This window comes from Pseudomonas sp. TE36184, from assembly GCF_054060055.1.
This window is the reverse complement of record NZ_JBSSCU010000001.1, coordinates 6,314,542-6,335,328: the sequence shown is the minus strand read 5'-3', so window position 1 is coordinate 6,335,328 and position 20,787 is coordinate 6,314,542. Positions and strand designations below refer to the sequence as shown.

The following is a 20,787-nucleotide window of genomic DNA, read 5'->3' as shown; positions in this document are numbered from 1 at the left end:
CTTGCGGATTGAATAACCATGCGTAATAACCAGCCCGTTACCCAGCGCGAACGTACCTTCCCCGCTCAGCAACGGTTGATCTCCACCACAGATGCCAAGGGTGTCATCACTTATTGCAACGACGCTTTCGTCGAAATCAGTGGTTTCTCCCGCGACGAATTGGTACGTGCCCCGCATAACCTGGTACGCCACCCGGACGTTCCGGCGGCTGTGTTCGCACACATGTGGTCCACGCTCAAGCAAGGCTTGCCATGGATGGGCATCGTCAAGAACCGCTGCAAAACCGGCGATCACTACTGGGTCAACGCCTATGTGACGCCAGTGTTCGATGGCAACCAGGTGGTCGGCTATGAATCGGTGCGCGTCAAGCCCACCGCCGAGCAGGTCCGCCGGGCCGAAGCGCTCTACCACCGCATCAATCAGGGCAAGCCCGCCATTCCCCGGCGGGACAAGTGGCTGCCGGTGCTGCAGGACTGGCTGCCATTTATTCTGGTCAGCCAGTTGAGCTTCATGATTGGCGCATCGCTCAATTCTCAATGGGGCTTTGCCCTCGCGGCAGGGTTGTCGGTGCCGCTGGGCCTGCTGGGCCTGAGCTGGCAACAGCGCGGTCTCAAGCGTTTGCTGCGCCTGGCCGAACAGACCACCTCCGACCCGTTGATCGCGCAGATGTATACCGACAGCCGTGGCGCCCAGGCGCGACTGGAAATGTCGATCCTCAGCCAAGAGGCACGTCTGAAGACCTGTCTCACGCGCTTGCAGGACACCGCCGAACACCTCAACGAGCAGGCCGCGCAGTCCAACACCCTGGCGCACAACAGCTCCAGCGGCCTGGAACGCCAGCGTGTGGAAACCGAACAAGTGGCTACCGCGGTCAACCAGATGGCGGCGACCACCCAGGAAGTCGCCAGCCATGTGCAGCGCACGGCCGATGCCACCCAGGAAGCCAATCGCCTGACCGGGCGCGGCCGCGATATCGCCGGGGAAACCCGCGAGGCGATTCAGCGGCTGTCGGCCGCGGTTGGCGAGACCGGCGTGACGGTCACCCAACTGGCCAAGGACAGCGATGAAATCGGCGGCGTGGTCGACGTGATCAAAGGCATCGCCGACCAGACCAACCTGCTGGCCTTGAACGCCGCGATCGAAGCGGCGCGTGCCGGTGAGATGGGCCGTGGTTTTGCGGTGGTCGCCGATGAAGTCCGCCAATTGGCGCAGCGTACCGCTGAATCGACCGGGCAGATCCATACCCTGATCGCCAAGCTGCAGCAGACCGCCGCCGCTGCCGTACAAACCATGGACGCCGGGCATCGCCAGGCCGAAGAAGGCGTGGCGCGGGTGATGGAAGCGGACCAGGCACTGGTGGGCATCAGCGAAGCGGTGGCCAACATCACCGACATGACCACCCAGATCGCCGCCGCCACGGAAGAGCAAAGTTCGGTGGCCGAAGAGATCAGCCGCAATATCAGCACCATCGCGCTGTTGGCGGACCAGACCTCGGAACAGGCATTGAACTCGGCGCAGTTGAGTGAAGAGCTTACTGTTACCGCCAATACTCAGTATTCGCTGGTAGAGCGTTTTAACCGTTAAACCGCTATCGGGGGCAAGTCGAATCGTCGCACCGCCCCTCCCACATTTAACCGCGTACATACCTTGGAATGCAGTCGAATGTGGGAGAGGGCTTGTTCCTTCCCACATTTAACCGCGTACATACCTTGGAATGTAGTCGAATGTGGGAGAGGGCTTGTTTCCTCCCACATTTAACCGCGTACACCTCATGTGGGAGGGGGCTTGCCCCCGATAGGGCCCTAACAGGCACCGATAAACTGAGCCACTCGCACCGCCGCCGCCTCCAAATGCTGCTCATGGCTGAACCCTGAAGCCTTCAACGGTTTCAAATCATGATCCCCCGCCGCCAGCCACAGCACCTCGATGCTCGGTGACAAGTCATACCCCTGCACCGCGGCTCGATTACCCAAGGCATCGCGTTCGCCCTGCACAATCAATGTCGGCGTGTTCAACCCGGCCAAATGCGCGACTCGCGGCTTTTCCGGCTTGCCCACCGCATAGAACGGATAGCCCAGGCACACCAAGGCATCGGCCTCCAATTCATCGGCGAGCAAACTGGCCATGCGCCCGCCCATGGACTTGCCACCAATGGCCAGTTTCCCAGCGGCATGGCGTCGCACCTCGGCATACACCTCGCGCCAGCTTTCCAGCAGTTTCGGCGCCGGGTTGGGCGGGCGTTTGCCCCCGTCCAACCGGCGCTGGGCCATGTAGGGAAACTCAAAGCGCACCACATTGACGCCATGCCTGGCAAGGCGCGCAGCCATGTCGTTCATGAAAGATGAGTCCATCGGTGCACCGGCGCCGTGGGCCAGGATCAGCGTCACAGGCGTATGTGCTGGCGCACCCGAGGCGATATCCCACAGCCAGCCATGCTCCTGCACACACCGTGCCCATTGATCCCCGTCAATACTGGCCTTGTGCTCTTTGCCCATGCTTACCTCGCTTTTTAGTCTGCCTATAACTCCAGCCCAAGTGTCGCATCTGCTTGGGTTGAACCGTGGATGGGGAACCATGAACACTACTTTAAGTACCGCCTATAACTACAAGGTGGTCCGCCAATTCGCGATTATGACGGTGGTGTGGGGCATCGTCGGCATGGGGCTCGGGGTTTTTCTCGCGGCTCAATTGGTGTGGCCTGCACTCAACTTCGACTTGCCTTGGACCAGCTTCGGCCGCTTGCGCCCGCTGCACACCAACGCGGTGATCTTCGCCTTCGGGGGTTGTGCGCTGTTTGCCAGCTCCTTCTACTCGGTGCAGCGCACCTGCCAAACCCAGCTGTTCGCGCCGAAAGTCGCGCAGTTCTGCTTTTGGGGCTGGCAACTGGTCATTGTCCTGGCAGCGATCACCTTGCCACTGGGTTACACCAGTTCCAAGGAATACGCCGAGCTGGAATGGCCGATCGACATCCTGATCACTATCGTCTGGGTGGCTTATGCCATTGTGTTCTTCGGCACTGTGGCCAAGCGCAATACCAAGCACATCTATGTCGGTAACTGGTTCTTCGGTGCGTTCATCATCACCGTGGCCATCCTGCATATCGTCAACAACCTGGAAATCCCGGTCAGCCTGACCAAGTCCTACTCGCTGTACGGCGGTGCGACGGATGCCATGGTGCAGTGGTGGTATGGGCATAACGCAGTAGGTTTCTTCCTGACTGCCGGCTTCCTCGGGATGATGTACTACTTCGTACCCAAGCAAGCCGAACGTCCGGTGTATTCCTATCGCCTGTCCATCGTCCACTTCTGGGCGCTGATCACCCTGTACATCTGGGCCGGTCCGCACCACCTGCACTACACCGCGTTGCCGGACTGGGCACAGTCGTTGGGCATGGTGATGTCCCTGGTGCTGCTGGCACCAAGCTGGGGCGGCATGATCAACGGCATGATGACCCTCTCGGGCGCCTGGCATAAGCTGCGCAGCGACCCGATCCTGCGCTTCCTGGTCGTCTCGCTGGCGTTCTACGGCATGTCGACGTTCGAAGGGCCGATGATGGCCATCAAGACCGTCAACTCGCTGTCGCACTACACCGACTGGACCATCGGCCACGTACACGCCGGCGCGCTCGGCTGGGTGGCGATGATCTCCATCGGCGCGCTGTATCACATGATCCCGAAAGTCTTCGGCCGCGAGCAGATGTACAGCGTCGGCCTGATCAACGCGCACTTCTGGCTGGCCACCATCGGCACCGTGCTCTACATCGCCTCGATGTGGGTCAACGGCATCGCCCAGGGCCTGATGTGGCGTGCGATCAACGAAGACGGCACCTTGACCTACTCCTTCGTCGAAACCCTGGTGGCCAGCCACCCTGGCTTCGTCGTGCGACTGGTGGGCGGTGCGGTGTTCCTCAGCGGCATGTTGCTGATGGCTTACAACACATGGCGCACCGTGCGCTCGGCACAACCTGTCGAAGCCACCCCTGCCGCGCAGACGGCCTGAGGAGTCAGTGATGAAACACGAAACGATTGAAAAGAACGTCGGCCTGCTGATGCTGCTGATGGTGCTTGCCGTGAGCATCGGCGGCCTGACCCAGATCGTCCCGCTGTTCTTCCAGGACGTGACCAACAAACCGGTGGAAGGCATGAAGCCCTACACCGCGCTGCAACTGGAAGGCCGCGACATCTACATCCGCGAAGGTTGCGTACAGTGCCACTCGCAGATGATCCGTCCGTTCCGTGCCGAGACCGAGCGCTACGGGCACTACTCGGTTGCGGGCGAAAGCGTCTGGGATCACCCGTTCCTGTGGGGCTCCAAGCGTACCGGGCCAGACCTGGCGCGCGTCGGCGCACGCTACTCGGACGACTGGCACCGCGCGCACTTGTACAACCCGCGCAACGTAGTGCCTGAGTCGAAAATGCCGGCCTACCCATGGCTGGTGACGGCACCGCTCGACAGCAGCCACACCGAAGCCAAGCTCAAAGTGATGCGTACCCTCGGCGTGCCCTACACCGACGACGACATCAACGGCGCAGTGGCCAGCCTCAAGGGCAAGACCGAGATCGACGCGCTGGTTTCGTACCTGCAAGTCCTCGGCACCGCCATCAAGAGCAAGAGGTGAGCCATGGGATTTGAATTCGATGCGGGCACCATCCGCGGCCTCGGCACGCTAGTCGTCGCCATCGCCTTTATCGGCCTCTCGCTGTGGGTATTCAACAACCGACGCAATGCGGAATTCGAGCAGGCACGCCTGCTGCCGTTTGCCGACGAACCCACCGCCACCCCATCCGACGCTCAAGAAGCGCCTGCAACAAGGAGCAATCGGCCATGACTACCTTCTGGAGTACATGGATCTGCGTACTGACCATCGGCAGCCTGATCGGCCTGACCTGGCTGCTGTTCGGCACCCGCAAGGGCGAGACCAAGGGCAGTGTCGACCAGACCATGGGCCACGCCTTCGACGGCATTGAGGAATACGACAACCCGCTGCCTCAGTGGTGGTTCATGCTGTTCGCCGGCACTCTGCTGTTCGCCGTCGGCTACTTGATCCTCTACCCGGGCCTGGGCAACTGGAAAGGCGTCCTGCCGGGCTATGAAGGCGGCTGGACCTCGACCAAGGAATGGGACAAGGAAATGGCCAAGGCCGACGCCAAGTTCGGGCCGATCTTCGCCAAATTCTCGGCCATGCCAGTGGAAGAAGTCGCTAAAGACCCACAAGCGCTGAAAATGGGCGGGCGCCTGTTCGCCTCCAACTGCGCGGTGTGCCACGGCTCGGATGCCAAGGGCGCGTATGGCTTCCCGAACCTGGCGGACAATAACTGGCGCTGGGGCGGTTCCGCCGAGGCGATCAAGACCACCATCATGGGCGGTCGCCACGCGGCGATGCCGGCCTGGGGCGAAGTGCTGGGCGAAGACGGTGTGAAAAACGTCGCCGCCTATGTGCGTCACGACCTGGCCAAGCTGCCACTGCCAGCCGACAGCGGCGCCGACCTGGTCGCCGGCCAAGCCACGTTCAACACCACCTGCGTGGCCTGCCACGGTCCGCAAGGCCACGGTGTCGAAGCCATGGGCGCGCCGAACCTGACCGCGCCAAGCGGCTTTATCTACGGCACCAGCCTGGCGCAGTTGCAGCAAACCATTCGCCACGGCCGCCAAGGCCAGATGCCGGCGCAGGAAGTGCTGCAAGGCAATGACAAGGTTCACCTGCTGGCCGCTTATGTTTACAGCCTCTCCCACAACGCTGACGGCGCAACGCCGCAACGCCAGGCAGAGTAACGCTCCACCCCTGAACTGCCGCCCCTGATCCGGGGGCGGTAGCTCAACCCTCCTACGCGACCAAGTGTCGCACCCTTCCAAAGCACTGCTTTCCCCTCCTGCCATTCGGGTCTACGCTTGTCTGCACAGCGGATCGGTACAGACCGGTCGACGGTCGACTTGCACGCGCTGGGTTGCACACTTCTGCAGGGATGACAGGCGCAAAGGCTGGCAGCGACCGGCTGTCGTGCCACTGACCGTTCATCGCTTCAGCAGCGTGTCGACACACAGCGAGTCACCCGCCGACGCGTCACGCAAAAATTCCTGTCCGATCGATCAGTTTTTGATTTCGGATTTTGTCCTTACATCAAACATGGAAAGGGCGCAGAATCTGGCGTGGCACGCATTGACACAGGTCACCCTTGCGTTGCAATGGCACCTCGGTTTCTACATACTTGCGACCGATTTTTACCTATAAAAAAACCTAAACCGTGGAACCTTAGAATGAGCACAGCAATCAGTCCGACTGCTTATAACTATAAGGTAGTCCGCCAGTTCGCCATCATGACGGTGGTCTGGGGGATCCTTGGCATGGGGCTCGGGGTCTTTATCGCCTCGCAACTGGTCTGGCCGGAATTGAATTTCGGCCTGCCATGGACGACCTTCGGCCGCCTACGCCCGCTGCACACTAACCTGGTGATTTTCGCCTTCGGCGGATGTGCATTATTTGCCACCTCCTACTATGTCGTGCAGCGAACCTGCCAGACGCGACTGATTTCCGACGGCCTCGCCGCCTTCACCTTCTGGGGATGGCAAGCCGTGATCGTCGGGGCCGGCATCTCGTTGCCGCTGGGCTACACCACCACCAAGGAATACGCCGAGCTGGAATGGCCCATCGCCATTTTGCTCGCGATTGTCTGGGTGATCTACGCGGTGGTGTTCTTCGGCACCATCGCCAAGCGCAAGACCAAGCACATCTATGTGGGTAACTGGTTCTACGGTGCCTTCATCCTGGTGACGGCGATGCTGCACATCGTCAACCATGCGTCGTTGCCGGTCACCCTGTTCAAGTCCTATTCGGCCTACGCCGGAGCGACGGATGCGATGATCCAGTGGTGGTACGGCCACAACGCCGTGGGGTTCTTCCTCACCACCGGTTTCCTGGGGATGATGTACTACTTCGTGCCGAAACAGGCCGAACGTCCCATCTACTCTTACCGTCTGTCCATCGTCCACTTCTGGGCGCTGATCACCCTGTACATCTGGGCCGGTCCGCACCACCTGCACTACACCGCACTGCCGGATTGGGCACAGTCGTTGGGCATGGCGATGTCGATCATCCTGCTGGCGCCAAGCTGGGGCGGCATGATCAACGGCATGATGACCCTCTCGGGCGCCTGGCATAAGCTGCGCACCGACCCGATCCTGCGCTTCCTGGTGGTTTCGCTGGCGTTCTACGGCATGTCGACCTTCGAAGGGCCGATGATGGCGATCAAGACCGTCAACTCGCTGTCGCACTACACCGACTGGACCATCGGCCACGTACACGCCGGTGCGCTCGGCTGGGTAGCGATGATCTCCATCGGCGCGCTGTACCACATGATCCCGAAAATCTTCGGGCGTGCGCAGATGCACAGCGTTGGGTTGATCAATACGCACTTCTGGCTGGCCACCATCGGCACCGTGCTCTACATCGCCTCGATGTGGGTCAACGGCATTACCCAAGGCCTGATGTGGCGTGCGATCAACGATGACGGCACCCTCACCTACTCCTTCGTCGAAGCGCTGCAAGCCAGCCACCCGGGCTACATCGTCCGTGCCCTGGGCGGCGCGTTCTTTGCCTCCGGCATGCTGTTCATGGCCTACAACGTCTGGCGCACCGTGCGTGCCTCCGACCCTGCAGAAGCCGAAGCCGCCGCCAAGATCGCCGTTGTGGGAGCCCACTGATGAAGCACGAAGTAGTCGAGAAGAATATCGGCCTGCTGGCCTTCTTCATGGTCATCGCCGTGAGTATCGGCGGCCTGACCCAGATCGTTCCGCTGTTCTTCCAGGACGTGACCAACAAGCCGGTCGAAGGCATGAAGCCGCGTACCGCCCTTGAACTGGAAGGCCGCGACATCTACATCGCCAACGGCTGTGTCGGCTGCCACTCGCAGATGATCCGTCCGTTCCGCGCCGAAACCGAACGTTATGGCCACTACTCCGTGGCCGGTGAAAGCGTGTGGGACCACCCGTTTCTGTGGGGTTCCAAGCGTACCGGGCCGGACCTGGCCCGTGTCGGCGGACGCTACTCCGATGACTGGCAACGCGCGCACTTGTACAACCCGCGCAACGTTGTGCCTGAGTCGAAAATGCCGGCGTACCCGTTCCTCGTGGAAAACAAGCTCGACGGCAAGGACACCGCGAAGAAGATGGAAGTCTTGCGCACCCTGGGCGTGCCCTACACCGACGAAGACATCGCCGGTGCAGCCGCAGCCGTGAAGGGCAAGACCGAAATGGACGCATTGGTGGCCTACCTGCAAGGCCTTGGCACCATCATCAAAAGCAAACGGTGATTCTTCATGGATATCGGGATGATTCGTGGCCTGGGCACCGTTGTCGTGATGGTGGCCTTTATCGGCCTGGCGCTGTGGGTGTTCAGCCCCAAGCGCAAGTCGGAGTTTGACGACGCAACCATGCTGCCCTTTGCGGATGACCCCGAAGCCATCAAGCACGTCGAGCAAGCTTCTAGGAGTAACAAAGAATGACTACGTTCTGGAGTCTGTACGTCACAGTCCTCAGTCTGGGTACCATTTTCGCCCTGACCTGGCTGCTGCTGTCGACCCGCAAGGGCCAGCGCGCCGAGCAAACGGACGAGACCGTCGGCCACTCGTTCGACGGTATCGAGGAGTACGACAACCCACTGCCGAAATGGTGGTTCATGCTGTTCGTCGGCACCATCGTCTTCGCCCTCGGCTACCTGGTGCTGTACCCCGGCCTGGGCAATTGGAAAGGCCTGCTGCCGGGCTACAACTACCTCGACAACGACAAGCAGACCGCCTTCGCCAACGGCCAGACCGGCTGGACCGGCGTGCATGAGTGGGAAAAGGAAATGGCCAGGTCGGACGCCAAGTTCGGGCCGATCTTCGCCAAATTCGCCGCGATGCCGATTGAAGAGGTTGCCAAAGACCCGCAGGCCCTGAAGATGGGCGGCCGTCTGTTTGCCTCCAACTGCTCGGTATGCCACGGTTCGGACGCCAAGGGAGCCTACGGCTTCCCTAACCTGACCGACGCCGACTGGCGCTGGGGCGGCGAGCCCGCGACCATCAAGGAAACCATCATGAAAGGCCGCCACGCGGTGATGCCGGCCTGGGCCGAAGTCATCGGCGAACAAGGCGTGGCCGACGTGGCGGGCTTCGTGGTGACCAACCTCGACGGCCGCAAACTGCCGGAAGGCGCCAAGGCCGATGTGGCCAACGGCGGGAAACTCTTCGCCGCCAACTGCGTGGCCTGCCACGGCCCGGCCGGTAAAGGCACACCCGCCATGGGCGCACCCGACCTGACTCACCCGGGCGCGTTCATCTACGGTTCAAGCTTCGCCCAACTGCAGCAGACCATCCGTTACGGCCGCCAGGGCCAGATGCCTGCACAGGAACTACTGCAAGGTAACGACAAGGTGCATTTGCTGGCCGCATATGTTTACAGCTTGTCCCATGGGGATAAGAAGGCTCAAGAGCAGTAAGCTTCATCAGAAACACAAAAGCCCCGTACAGTACAAACTGGCGGGGCTTTTTTCTGGCAGCTGTCCCGTCCTGAATAAGGTTTACGCCTTCTGACCTATCTTCAGGAGGACTCAATGGATACGGGCAAAAGGCGCAGCCAGCGCGACTACACGTTAGCTTTTAAATTATCGGTCGTAGACCAAGTCGAAAAAGGCGAGTTAAGTTATAAAGAGGCTCAACGGCGCTTTGGCATTCAGGGCCGGTCCACGGTACTGGTTTGGTTACGCAAGCATGGCCGACAGGACTGGAGCCAAGGCGCATCAATTCGAGCGCCGCGGAGCAAGCCAATGACCGACCCCAACCTCCCGCTAACACCCGAACAGCGGATCAAAGAGCTTGAAGAGCAACTGGCACTGAGCAATCAGAAAGCCCAGTTCTTTGAGGCTGTCGTGAATGTCTTGAAAAATGACTACGGTGTTTCCATCGTAAAAAAGCGACCCGGCAAGTCCTCTCGCAAGGGCAAATCCAAAACCTGAGCATTACCAGGGCTTGCCTGTTCATGGGTATTTCGCGTCAAGCGTATTACAAACGCAATCGAGTTTTTGATGCCCGAGTCCGCCAGGACCAGGAAGTGGTGGACTTTGTTCTGGAAAAGCGTCGACGCCAACCCAGGCTAGGAACGCGTAAGCTGCATTACCTGATGAGCATTGAGGCTGGTGCGGCATTAAGTGTCGGCAGAGACCGCCTGTTTGCCATCTTGAGAGAGGCGCGAGCGCTCGTTCCACGCAAGCGGGCCTACCATAAAACCACTCATAGCCATCATCGTTTTCGCCGCCATCCAAACCTGCTCAAAGCAGGTCCGGAACAAGTCGTAGCCAGCAGGCCCGAACAGGTTTGGGTCGCAGACATTACCTATCTACCAACGCGGGAAAGTGTCGCCTACGTCAGCCTGATAACGGACGCGTACTCACGCAAGATCGTAGGTCATCATGTGCATGAAAGCCTGCATACGGAATCGGTGATCAAAGCGCTGCAGAAAGCGGTTAGCCAGCGAAGCTCCAAGGAGCCGCTTGTCCATCACTCAGACCGCGGCGCCCAATACTGCTCCGACTTATACCAGCGGATGCACATCAAGCACGGGATCAGGTGCTCAATGACCGACGGTTATGATTGTTATCAGAACGCGATGGCCGAGAGGATAAACGGGATTTTGAAAACTGAATTTTTGCTACATCGCCCCAAAGACTTGGCAGACGCAGTAAAAATGGTGGATGAGTCGGTGCGGATCTACAACGGGGAGCGACCGCATTTCTCCCTGAAATACAAAACGCCCGATGCGGTGCACCGGGCGTTTTGAGACTGAAATAGGTGTAAACCTATTTCAGGACTAGACAAGCTATACGGGCCAATGAAATCGATGCGTTGATCGCCGCTACTGCTCTGGTTCATGGGTTAACCCATGGGACGAATGACCGCTCCACGCGCAAAAACCGTCCATACTTCACAAGTCAATTGATCCACGTCACCTACACCATCAATTGATTTCCCCCAACGCGACCAAAGGTCGCACCCTTTGCGCGTCATCGGGGGCGTATCATTACGCCACTGCAAGACCCTTCATTTGACCCCGACCGGCACGTACTGGCCGAGGCAAATCTCCACCGCCGTGGGATGCAATGATGAGCAAGCAAATACCGGTACAAGACGTTACTCCACCTGCCAAAAACTCCAACAACGGTGTCGACCTCTACGCGTCGCGAGAGAAAATCTACACCCGCGCCTTCACGGGCCTGTTCCGCAACCTGCGCATGCTTGGCGGCGCCGGTCTGTTCCTGCTCTACTTCGGCACGGTGTGGCTGAACTGGGGTGGTCACCAGGCCGTGTGGTGGGACCTGCCGGAACGTAAGTTCTTCATTTTCGGTGCGACCTTCTGGCCCCAGGACTTCATCCTCCTCTCGGGCATCCTGATCGTCGCGGCCTTTGGCCTGTTCTTCATCACGGTGTACGCCGGGCGCATCTGGTGCGGGTATACCTGCCCGCAAAGCGTGTGGACGTGGATCTTCATGTGGTGCGAAAAAGTCACCGAAGGCGACCGTAACCAGCGCATCAAGCTGGACAAGGCGCCGATGGGCGCCAACAAGTTCCTGCGCAAGTTCAGCAAACACACGCTGTGGCTGCTGATCGGTTTTGTCACCGGCATGACCTTCGTCGGTTATTTCTCGCCGATCCGCGAACTGGTGTTCGACTTCTTCACCGGCCAGGCCGATGGCTGGTCGTATTTCTGGGTCGGTTTCTTCACCCTCGCCACCTACGGCAACGCCGGCTGGCTGCGCGAGCAGGTGTGCATCTACATGTGCCCCTATGCGCGCTTCCAAAGCGTGATGTTCGACAAAGACACCCTGATCGTCTCCTACGACCCACGTCGTGGCGAAGTGCGTGGCCCGCGTAAAAAAGGCGCCGACTACAAAGCCCAGGGCCTCGGCGATTGCATCGATTGCACAATGTGCGTGCAGGTGTGCCCGACCGGCATCGACATCCGCGATGGCCTGCAGATCGAATGCATCGGCTGCGCCGCGTGTATCGACGCCTGCGACAACATCATGGACAAGATGGATTACCCGCGCGGCCTGATCAGCTACACCACCGAGCACAACCTGTCGGGGCAGAAAACCCACAAGCTGCGTCCGCGCCTGATCGGCTATGCGCTGGTATTGCTGGCGATGATGAGCCTGTTGGCCACGGCATTTTTCATGCGTCCGCTGGTGGGTTTCGACGTCAGCAAAGACCGTGTGCTGTACCGCGAAAACGCTGAAGGACGGATCGAGAACGTCTACAGCCTGAAAATCATGAACAAAGACCAGCGCGACCACACGTATGTGCTTGATGCTGCCGGGCTGCCTGACCTCAAGCTGCAAGGCCGCCGCGAAATCAAGGTGGCTGCCGGCGACATCGTCAGCATGCCGGTCGAACTGTCGAGTGCGCCGGAGCAATTGCCGTCGAGCACCAACGAGGTGAAATTCATCCTCAAGGATGCCGATGACGCCAGCGTCCACATTGAAGCCAAGAGCCGATTCATCGGCCCACAAGTTCGTTAACGAGAGAGCTGAACAATGCCCGTAGCCACTGCCGCAAGCCCCTGGTACAAGCACCTCTGGCCCTGGATCATCATTGGTATCCTGGCCTGCTCGGTGACCTTGACCTTGTCCATGGTGACCATTGCAGTGAACAACCCGGACAATCTGGTCAACGACAACTACTACGAGGCCGGCAAAGGCATCAACCGCTCCCTGGACCGCGAACGCCTGGCCCAGACCCTGCAACTGCGCGCCAAGGTGCATCTGGATGAGCTGACCGGTGAAGTCGAACTGCACCTCACCGGCTACAGCAACCCGAGCACCCTGGAACTGAACCTGATTTCGCCGACTCAGCCCGAGAAGGACCGCAAGATCAACCTGGCCCGCAGCGACAGCGAACCCGGTCGCTACATCGGCCAGGTCACCGACAAGGTCGAAGGTCGGCGCTTCGTCGAACTGCTCGGCGTGGAAGGCGACAGGACCTGGCGCTTGTTCGAAGAAGAACAGGTCAACCACGACAAGGACTTGCTGCTGGGGGATGAACCGCTGCAGGGTGCTGAAGACCTGAAGAAGTAAACAGGCTGCGCTTCACGCATCGCGGGCAAGCCCGCTCCCACATGGACACCGCGATCCACTGTGGGAGCGGGCTTGCCCGCGATGAGGCCCTACCCGCCACCAAAGATCTAACGCCATGACCACCCCAACCCCCTGCTACCACTGCGCCCTGCCCGTTCCACCCGGTAGCCGCTTCACCGCCGTGATCCTCGGCGAGCGCCGCGAACTCTGCTGCCCGGGCTGCCAGGCCGTGGCCGAAGCGATCGTGGCGGGCGGGTTGGAAAGCTATTACCAGCACCGCAGCGAAGCCTCGGCCAACCCCGAGGCACTGCCGGTGCAATTGGTCGACGAACTGGCGCTGTACGACCGCGCCGATGTGCAAAAACCCTTCGTGCGCCACGATGGCGAACTGGCCGAAGCCACGCTGTTGATGGAAGGCATCAGTTGCGCGGCCTGTGGCTGGCTGATCGAAAAACACTTGCGCAGCCTGCCCGCCGTGGCTGAGGCGCGCCTGAACCTGTCCAACCATCGCCTGCAGGTACGCTGGGCCGACGGGCAACTGCCGCTGAGCCAACTGCTCAGTGAGCTGCGCCATATCGGTTACGCCGCCCACCCCTATCAGGCAGATCGCGCCGCCGAGCAATTGGCCGGCGAAAACCGTCTGGCCTTGCGCCAACTCGGCGTTGCCGGGTTGCTGTGGTTCCAGGCGATGATGGCGACCATGGCCACCTGGCCGGAATTCAATATCGACCTCAGCGCCGAACTGCACGTCATCCTGCGCTGGGTCGCGATGTTTCTGACCACGCCCATCGTGTTCTACAGCTGTGCGCCGTTTTTCAAGGGCGCCATGCGCGACCTGCGCACCCGCCACCTGACCATGGACGTGTCGGTATCCCTGGCCATTGGCGGGGCTTACCTGGCCGGCATCTGGACCGCGATCACCGGCGTCGGTGAACTGTATTTCGATGCGGTGGGCATGTTCGCGCTGTTCCTGCTGGCCGGCCGCTACCTGGAGCGGCGGGCCCGCGAACGCACGGCCGCCGCTACCGCGCAGTTGGTCAACCTGCTGCCTGCCTCATGCCTGCGTTTGAACGCTGAAGGCCAGAGCGAACGCATCCTGCTCCCCGAGCTGGCCCTGGGCGACCGCGTGCTGGTTCATCCCGGTGCCGTGCTGCCGGCGGACGGGGTGATTCTCGACGGCCAGTCGAGCATCGACGAATCCCTGCTCACCGGCGAATACCTGCCGCAACCGCGTCAAGTCGGCGATGCGGTAACGGCCGGCACCCTCAACGTCGAGGGCGCGCTGACCGTCGAAGTGCGCGCCCTGGGCCACGACACGCGCCTGTCCGCCATCGTGCGCCTGCTGGAGCGGGCCCAGGCTGAGAAACCGCACCTGGCGCAAATCGCCGATCGCGCCGCACAGTGGTTCCTGCTCGGCTCGCTGGTCGCCGCTGTACTGATCGGCCTGTTGTGGTGGCAGTTGGACGCGTCGCGGGCGTTCTGGATCGTCCTGGCAATGCTGGTGGCGACCTGCCCGTGCGCGCTGTCGCTGGCCACGCCGACCGCCCTGACGGCCGCCACCGGCACCCTGCACAAACTCGGCCTGCTGCTGACCCGCGGCCATGTGCTGGAAGGCCTGAACCAGATCGACACGGTGATTTTCGACAAGACCGGCACCCTCACCGAAGGGCGCCTGGCGCTGCGTGCGATCCGCCCCCTGGGAGCGTTGAACAGCGACCAGTGCCTGGGCCTCGCCGCCGCCCTGGAAAATCGCTCAGAACACCCGATCGCCCGTGCCTTCGGGCGCGCGCCCCTGGCTGCCGACGAAGTGCTCAGTGCCCCCGGCCTCGGCCTGGAAGGCTGGGTGGGCGAACGTCAACTGCGCATCGGCCAGCCGGGCTATGTGTGTGAACTCAGCGGCTGCCCGATCCCCGCCGCGCCGGATGAAGCCGGGCAATGGCTGCTGTTGGGCGACCGCGACGGCGCCCTCGCCTGGTTCGTCCTGGACGACCGCCTGCGCAGCGACGCCCCGGCCCTGCTGGCGGCCTGCAAGGCACGCGGTTGGCGCACGCTGCTGCTGTCGGGCGACAGTTCGCCGATGGTCGCCAGCGTCGCCGCCGAACTGGGCATCGACGAAGCCCACGGCGGCCTGCGCCCCGATGACAAGCTGCAAGTGCTGCAACAACTGCACAAGGAAGGGCGCAAAGTGCTGATGCTCGGCGATGGGGTGAACGATGTGCCGGTGCTGGCCGCCGCCGATATCAGCGTGGCCATGGGCTCGGCCACCGACCTGGCAAAAACCAGCGCCGACGCGGTGCTGCTGTCCAACCGCCTCGATGCCCTGGTGCAAGCGTTTACCTTGGCGCGGCGCACCCGTCGGGTGATCATGGAGAATCTGCTGTGGGCCGGGCTGTACAATGGCCTTATGCTGCCGTTTGCCGCGCTCGGCTGGATCACGCCGATCTGGGCCGCGGTCGGCATGTCCCTCAGTTCGTTGACCGTGGTGCTCAACGCCCTGCGCCTGACTCGCCTGCCGAGCGCGCCAACCGCCAGCACCCCCTCAGTAACCCGCCCGTTGCCGGCTTGAGCCGCGCGGGCATGGAGTGCAGATGCCAGCTTTATACGTGATGATTCCGGCGGCGCTGCTGATTGTGGCCATCGCCATCTACATCTTCTTCTGGGCGGTGGACAGCGGCCAGTACGACGACCTCGACGGCCCGGCCCACAGCGTGCTGTTCGACGATCAGGACCCAAACCACCTGGCCGCCGTCGACGAGGCCAACAGCCCCGAGCCCCCGGCCGCCCCGAAAGATCCGCCCCATGCTTGATCTGGCGCCGCTGCTGGTCTCCGCGCTGATCCTTGGCCTGCTGGGGGGCGGCCATTGCCTGGGCATGTGCGGCGGCCTGATGGGTGCGCTGACCCTGGCGATCCCCAAGGAGCAACGCAGCCGCAGGTTCCGCCTGCTGCTCGCGTACAACCTGGGGCGCATCCTCAGCTACGCCACCGCCGGCCTGCTGATCGGCCTGGCCGGCTGGGCCGTGGCCAACAGCCCGGCGGCGATGTTCATGCGCGTGCTGGCCGGCCTGCTGCTGATCAGCATGGGCCTGTACCTGGCCGGCTGGTGGAGCGGCCTCACCCGCATCGAAAGCCTCGGTCGCGGCCTGTGGCGGCACATCCAGCCGGTTGCCAACCGTTTGCTGCCGGTGTCCAGCCTGCCCCGCGCCCTGCTGTTGGGCGCGCTGTGGGGCTGGTTGCCGTGCGGGTTGGTCTACAGCACCCTGCTGTGGGCCGCCAGCCAAGGCAATGCGCTGGACAGTGCGGTGCTGATGCTGGCGTTCGGCCTGGGTACCTGGCCAGTGCTGCTGGCGACCGGGCTGGCCGCCGAACGCGTCACGGCATTGTTGCGCAAACGCAGTGTGCGTACCGCCGGCGGCGTGCTGGTGATTCTGTTCGGTATCTGGACCTTGCCCGGCCCCCATCAGCACTGGCTAATGGGCCACTAAAAGGCCATGTGGCATAGCGCCGCTCCCCGTTGACGCAAATCAAGATGCCATATCCGCCACGCCCCTAGACTCGGCCGACTAGTCTATCCGGGGGAACGCCCGCATGCTCGACGCCATTCGTTGGGACAGCAACCTGATTCATCGCTACGATTTGGCGGGGCCACGCTACACGTCCTACCCCACCGCAGTGCAATTCGACAGCCAGGTCGGCTCCTTCGACCTGCTCCACGCCCTGCGCGACAGCCGCAAGGCTGCACGCCCGTTGTCGCTGTATGTGCACGTGCCGTTCTGCGCCAACATCTGCTACTACTGCGCATGCAACAAAGTCATCACCAAGGACCGCGGCCGCGCCCAGCCCTACCTGCAGCGCCTGGAACAAGAGATCCAACTGATCGCCTGCCACCTCGATCCGAAACAGACCGTGGAGCAACTGCATTTCGGCGGCGGCACCCCGACTTTTCTCAGCCATGACGAACTGCGCCAGGTGATGGCCTGCCTGCGCAAGCATTTCAACCTGCTCGATGACGATTCCGGCGACTACAGCATCGAGATCGACCCGCGCGAAGCCGACTGGGCAACCATGGGCCTGCTGCGCGAGCTGGGCTTCAACCGCGTCAGTATCGGCCTGCAAGACCTCGACCCGGAAGTGCAACGGGCGGTCAATCGCCTGCAAAGCCTGGAAGAAACCCGCGCCGTGATCGATGCCGCGCGCACCTTGCAGTACCGCTCGATCAATATCGACCTGATCTACGGCCTGCCCAAACAAACCCCGATCAACTTCGCGCGCACCGTGGAAGAAGTGATCAAGTTGCAACCGGATCGCCTGTCGGTGTTCAACTACGCGCACTTGCCGGAACGCTTCATGCCTCAGCGGCGGATCAACGCCGATGACCTGCCGTCCCCGGCGGCAAAACTGCAGATGCTGCAAACCACCATCGAACAGTTGACCGACGCCGGCTACCGCTACATCGGCATGGACCACTTCGCGCTACCGGACGACGAATTGGCCATTGCCCAGGAAGAAGGCACCCTGCAACGCAACTTCCAGGGCTACACCACCCACGGCCATTGCGACCTGATCGGGCTCGGGGTGTCGGCCATCAGCCAGATCGGCGATCTGTATTGCCAGAACACCAGCGACCTCAATAGCTACCAGAACGCCCTGGCCGACGCGCAACTGGCGACCAACCGCGGCCTGGTCTGCACCACGGACGATCGGTTGCGGCGGGAAGTGATTCAGCAATTGATCTGTAATTTCAGCCTGACATTCGAGCAGATCGAACAGGCGTTCAATATCGATTTTCGCGGCTACTTCGACGAGATCTGGCCGCAACTCGAAACGATGGCCGACGACGGCCTGATCGAACTGGACGCACAAGGCATTCGCGTTCTACCGGCCGGGCGGCTGCTGGTGCGCTCGGTGTGCATGGTGTTCGATGCCTACCTGGAACATCAGAACCGGCAGCGCTTTTCGCGGGTGATCTGAAGGTTCTATGCCATCGCCAGGGAGGCCGCCTTCATGGCGTCTTCGCCGCTCAGGCCTTTCATGGCTTTGGCCAGCGAGGCTTGCGCGGTCACCAGGCTCGCCTGCAGTGCGCTGAGTGAGGCTTGCAGGTTGCTGGCCTTGACCCGCGCCTGGTCAGGCGTCAGGCTCGTGTCCGCCATCACTGCGGCCAGCTCGGCCTGTTTCTTGGCGATCTGCTCCTTGATCTGACGGATCATTTTCAGCGTCTGCTGAATGTTATCCGGCAGGCCACTCTCTTCGATATCGCTGTTGGCTTTCTTCGCGGTACCCGCAGCCTTCAATGCCGCTCCGGAAATAGTCACGGTCACGCCCTCGACCGCCTTGGCCGGACGCAGCGGCGCCGACGTGGCGTCCTCAAGTGCTTTGGCTGCCTTGGCTTCTTTAGCCTCCGCCACCAGGTCCTTGGGCTCGCGAACCGCCGGAATCGGCAGCTTGGCAGCAGAGTTTTCACCGATGGAAAGCATGATGTGAGCCTCCAGGCTCTAAGGGACACTGACTTGTATCGGCATCGATACAATAATCTTTATCCCGGCATCGGTTTTTCGTCCATGCTGGCCTCTTCTACCCACAGTGCGTTACCCTTATGTCTTATGTGTGTTTTCCCACAAGGATTTAAGAAATGTCCGAGCCCGTTAAGCTGCGCGCTAACAGCCAGGCCCATTGCAAGGATTGCAGCCTGGCCCCCCTCTGCTTACCACTTTCATTGAATCTGGAAGACATGGATGCGCTGGACGAAATCGTTAAACGTGGACGCCCACTGAAAAAAGGCGAGTTTCTATATCGCCAGGGCGACAAGTTCGATTCTGTCTATGCAGTACGTTCGGGTGCATTGAAGACCTTCAGCCTGAGCGACAGTGGCGAAGAGCAGATCACCGGCTTCCACCTGCCGAGCGAGCTGGTCGGGTTGTCGGGGATGGACACCGAGATTCATCCGGTGTCGGCTCAGGCACTGGAGACCACATCGGTGTGCGAAATTCCTTTCGAACGCCTGGACGAACTGGCCCTGCAACTGCCGCAACTGCGCCGCCAACTGATGCGTGTCATGAGCCGCGAGATCCGGGACGACCAGCAAATGATGCTGCTGTTGTCGAAGAAAACCGCCGACGAGCGCATCGCCACCTTCCTGGTCAACCTGTCAGCGCGGTTCCGTGCCCGTGGTTTCTCGGCCAACCAGTTCCGCCTGAGCATGTCGCGCAATGAAATCGGCAATTACCTGGGCCTGGCGGTGGAAACCGTGTCCCGGGTATTTACCCGTTTCCAGCAGAACGAACTGCTTGCCGCCGAAGGCAAGGAAGTGCACATCCTCGACCCGATCCAGCTGTGTGCGTTGGCGGGCGGCTCCCTGGAGGGCTGATCCAGACACTTGCGGCCGCGCCAATCGGCCAGGCCGCAAGGTATACTTCGAGTCCGTTTTCCGCCCCTGGACTCTGCGACGATGACCTTCGATTCGTTCGACATCAAATCCCTGATCCGCCCTGTCATCGACTTCCCCAAGCCTGGGGTGATCTTTCGTGACATCACGCCGCTGTTCCAGTCGCCCAAGGCCCTGCGCCTGGTGGCCGACACCTTCGTCCACCGCTACGTCGAAGCCGATTTCAGCCATATCGGTGCGATGGATGCCCGGGGTTTCCTGATCGGCTCGATCATCGCCTACCAATTGAACAAACCGCTGATCCTGTTCCGCAAACAGGGCAAGCTGCCGGCCGACGTGTTGGCCGAGGGTTACCAGACCGAATACGGCGAAGCCTTCCTCGAAGTGCATGCCGACAGCCTGTGTGAAGGCGACTCGGTGCTGATCTTCGATGACCTGATCGCCACTGGCGGCACGCTGATCGCCGCAGCGAACCTGGTGCGGCGCATGGGCGCGAAGGTGTTCGAAGCGGCGGCGATTATCGACCTGCCGGAACTGGGTGGCACGCAACGCCTGGAAGATATGGGGATTCCGACGTTTTGCCTGACGCAATTTGCGCTGAGCGAGCGTTGAGGATTATCACCGACACCACACAACCCATGTGGGAGCAAGCCCCCTCCCACACCTTGACCTGCCGCGTGGCTTAAAGCGCGATGGGTTTGCGACCGGCAAATGAATGCGCCAGGGTGCCGCCGTCCACCAACTCCAGCTCGCCACCCAGCGGCACACCGTGGGCGATCCGCGAGGTGACCAGGCCTTTGTTGCTCAGCAGTTGGGCGATGTAATGCGCGGTCGCTTCACCCTCCACGGTCGGGTTGGTGGCCAGGATCACTTCAGTAAACGTGCCCTGCGCTTCGATCCGCGCCACCAATTGCGGAATGCCGATGGCTTCCGGGCCCAGGCCGTCCAACGGCGACAGATGGCCTTTGAGCACGAAATAGCGCCCGCGATAACCGGTCTGTTCCACCGCGTACACGTCCATCGGCCCTTCCACCACGCATAACAGCGTGTCATCGCGACGCGGGTCGGCGCATTGCGGGCAGAGTTCTTCCTCGGTGAGGGTGCGGCACTGGCGACAGTGACCAACGCCCTCCATGGCCTGGCTCAAGGCCTGGGCCAACCGGCTGCCGCCGCTGCGATCACGCTCCAGCAGTTGCAGCGCCATGCGCTGGGCGGTTTTCTGGCCGACACCGGGCAAAGTGCGCAGGGCGTCGATCAGTTGGCGAATCAGGGGGCTGAAGCTCATGGGCGAAGGGTCCGACAAAA

21 protein-coding genes are annotated in these 20,787 nt (G+C 61.4%); 18 read left to right on the top strand and 3 right to left on the bottom strand.

The window, feature by feature from the left end:
• Positions 1 to 18: 18 nt before the first annotated feature.
• Entirely contained in the window at positions 19 to 1,584 is a 1,566-nt protein-coding gene (locus tag ACVWZP_RS28785; RefSeq protein ID WP_017845265.1) for a methyl-accepting chemotaxis protein, read from the top strand.
• A gap of 218 nt (positions 1,585 to 1,802) precedes the next feature.
• On the opposite strand, the gene ACVWZP_RS28780 is transcribed toward ACVWZP_RS28785, so the two are convergent.
• Positions 1,803 to 2,495 (bottom strand): alpha/beta family hydrolase, encoded by a 693-nt coding sequence (locus ACVWZP_RS28780; RefSeq protein WP_262377506.1) that lies wholly within the window; start codon positions 2,493 to 2,495, stop codon positions 1,803 to 1,805.
• 79 nt (positions 2,496 to 2,574) lie between these two features.
• Between ACVWZP_RS28780 and ccoN (ACVWZP_RS28775) the strand changes: the two genes are divergently transcribed.
• From ccoN (ACVWZP_RS28775) to hemN, 15 genes are all read left to right on the top strand, one after another.
• Positions 2,575 to 3,999, top strand: coding sequence for a cytochrome-c oxidase, cbb3-type subunit I (ccoN, locus tag ACVWZP_RS28775; RefSeq protein WP_017845263.1), 1,425 nt, complete (start codon positions 2,575 to 2,577; stop codon positions 3,997 to 3,999).
• Positions 4,000 to 4,009: 10 nt separating this feature from the next.
• Positions 4,010 to 4,618, top strand: a complete 609-nt coding sequence (gene ccoO / locus ACVWZP_RS28770; RefSeq protein WP_017845262.1) for a cytochrome-c oxidase, cbb3-type subunit II — start codon at positions 4,010 to 4,012, stop codon at positions 4,616 to 4,618.
• Positions 4,619 to 4,621: 3 nt separating this feature from the next.
• Entirely contained in the window at positions 4,622 to 4,828 is a 207-nt protein-coding gene (locus ACVWZP_RS28765) for a cbb3-type cytochrome oxidase subunit 3 (protein WP_017845261.1), read from the top strand.
• Positions 4,825 to 5,772: a cytochrome-c oxidase, cbb3-type subunit III gene (gene ccoP, locus ACVWZP_RS28760; protein WP_017845260.1), complete on the top strand. Its 948-nt coding sequence runs from the start codon at positions 4,825 to 4,827 to the stop codon at positions 5,770 to 5,772. Before ACVWZP_RS28765 ends, ccoP (ACVWZP_RS28760) begins: the two co-directional genes overlap by 4 nt.
• A 483-nt stretch (positions 5,773 to 6,255) precedes the next feature.
• Positions 6,256 to 7,698 (top strand): cytochrome-c oxidase, cbb3-type subunit I, encoded by a 1,443-nt coding sequence (gene ccoN / locus ACVWZP_RS28755; protein WP_017845259.1) that lies wholly within the window; start codon positions 6,256 to 6,258, stop codon positions 7,696 to 7,698.
• The gene (gene ccoO, locus ACVWZP_RS28750) at positions 7,698 to 8,306 is read left to right on the top strand and encodes a cytochrome-c oxidase, cbb3-type subunit II (protein WP_017845258.1); all 609 of its coding nucleotides are present in this window, start codon (positions 7,698 to 7,700) and stop codon (positions 8,304 to 8,306) included. The genes ccoN (ACVWZP_RS28755) and ccoO (ACVWZP_RS28750) overlap by 1 nt, the downstream gene beginning before the upstream one ends.
• Positions 8,307 to 8,312: 6 nt before the next feature.
• Complete coding sequence (locus ACVWZP_RS28745) at positions 8,313 to 8,498, top strand: CcoQ/FixQ family Cbb3-type cytochrome c oxidase assembly chaperone (RefSeq protein WP_016775513.1); 186 nt, start codon at positions 8,313 to 8,315, stop codon at positions 8,496 to 8,498.
• A complete protein-coding gene (gene ccoP, locus ACVWZP_RS28740; protein ID WP_017845257.1) occupies positions 8,495 to 9,472 on the top strand; it encodes a cytochrome-c oxidase, cbb3-type subunit III in 978 nt (325 codons plus the stop codon). Before ACVWZP_RS28745 ends, ccoP (ACVWZP_RS28740) begins: the two co-directional genes overlap by 4 nt.
• 114 nt (positions 9,473 to 9,586) lie before the next feature.
• Positions 9,587 to 10,809, top strand: a protein-coding gene (locus tag ACVWZP_RS28735; RefSeq protein WP_167379478.1) for an IS3 family transposase whose coding sequence is annotated in 2 segments (ribosomal slippage) — positions 9,587 to 9,938 and positions 9,938 to 10,809 — 1,224 coding nt in all. Because the reading frame shifts where the segments join, the coding sequence is not laid out codon by codon here.
• Between the two features lie 322 nt (positions 10,810 to 11,131).
• Positions 11,132 to 12,547 (top strand): cytochrome c oxidase accessory protein CcoG, encoded by a 1,416-nt coding sequence (gene ccoG / locus ACVWZP_RS28730; RefSeq protein ID WP_017845256.1) that lies wholly within the window; start codon positions 11,132 to 11,134, stop codon positions 12,545 to 12,547.
• A 15-nt stretch (positions 12,548 to 12,562) separates the two neighbouring features.
• The gene (locus ACVWZP_RS28725; protein ID WP_017845255.1) at positions 12,563 to 13,102 is read left to right on the top strand and encodes a FixH family protein; all 540 of its coding nucleotides are present in this window, start codon (positions 12,563 to 12,565) and stop codon (positions 13,100 to 13,102) included.
• A 115-nt stretch (positions 13,103 to 13,217) separates the two neighbouring features.
• Positions 13,218 to 15,668: a heavy metal translocating P-type ATPase gene (locus tag ACVWZP_RS28720; RefSeq protein WP_079444493.1), complete on the top strand. Its 2,451-nt coding sequence runs from the start codon at positions 13,218 to 13,220 to the stop codon at positions 15,666 to 15,668.
• A 22-nt stretch (positions 15,669 to 15,690) separates the two neighbouring features.
• Positions 15,691 to 15,909: a cbb3-type cytochrome oxidase assembly protein CcoS gene (gene ccoS, locus ACVWZP_RS28715; protein WP_017845253.1), complete on the top strand. Its 219-nt coding sequence runs from the start codon at positions 15,691 to 15,693 to the stop codon at positions 15,907 to 15,909.
• Positions 15,902 to 16,585, top strand: coding sequence for a sulfite exporter TauE/SafE family protein (locus ACVWZP_RS28710; RefSeq protein WP_046382455.1), 684 nt, complete (start codon positions 15,902 to 15,904; stop codon positions 16,583 to 16,585). Before ccoS ends, ACVWZP_RS28710 begins: the two co-directional genes overlap by 8 nt.
• A 103-nt stretch (positions 16,586 to 16,688) precedes the next feature.
• The gene (gene hemN / locus ACVWZP_RS28705; protein WP_017845251.1) at positions 16,689 to 18,071 is read left to right on the top strand and encodes an oxygen-independent coproporphyrinogen III oxidase; all 1,383 of its coding nucleotides are present in this window, start codon (positions 16,689 to 16,691) and stop codon (positions 18,069 to 18,071) included.
• Between the two features lie 5 nt (positions 18,072 to 18,076).
• Here hemN and ACVWZP_RS28700 read toward each other — a convergent pair whose 3' ends face one another.
• Positions 18,077 to 18,574, bottom strand: a complete 498-nt coding sequence (locus tag ACVWZP_RS28700; protein WP_457370334.1) for a hypothetical protein — start codon at positions 18,572 to 18,574, stop codon at positions 18,077 to 18,079.
• A 155-nt stretch (positions 18,575 to 18,729) separates the two neighbouring features.
• Here ACVWZP_RS28700 and fnr point away from each other — a divergent pair, with 155 nt between their 5' ends.
• A complete protein-coding gene (fnr, locus tag ACVWZP_RS28695) occupies positions 18,730 to 19,464 on the top strand; it encodes a fumarate/nitrate reduction transcriptional regulator Fnr (protein ID WP_017845249.1) in 735 nt (244 codons plus the stop codon).
• A gap of 81 nt (positions 19,465 to 19,545) precedes the next feature.
• Positions 19,546 to 20,094 (top strand): adenine phosphoribosyltransferase, encoded by a 549-nt coding sequence (locus ACVWZP_RS28690; RefSeq protein ID WP_128192304.1) that lies wholly within the window; start codon positions 19,546 to 19,548, stop codon positions 20,092 to 20,094.
• A gap of 70 nt (positions 20,095 to 20,164) precedes the next feature.
• On the opposite strand, the gene recR is transcribed toward ACVWZP_RS28690, so the two are convergent.
• Positions 20,165 to 20,767, bottom strand: coding sequence for a recombination mediator RecR (gene recR / locus ACVWZP_RS28685; RefSeq protein ID WP_457370333.1), 603 nt, complete (start codon positions 20,765 to 20,767; stop codon positions 20,165 to 20,167).
• Between the last annotated feature and the right edge of the window lie 20 nt (positions 20,768 to 20,787).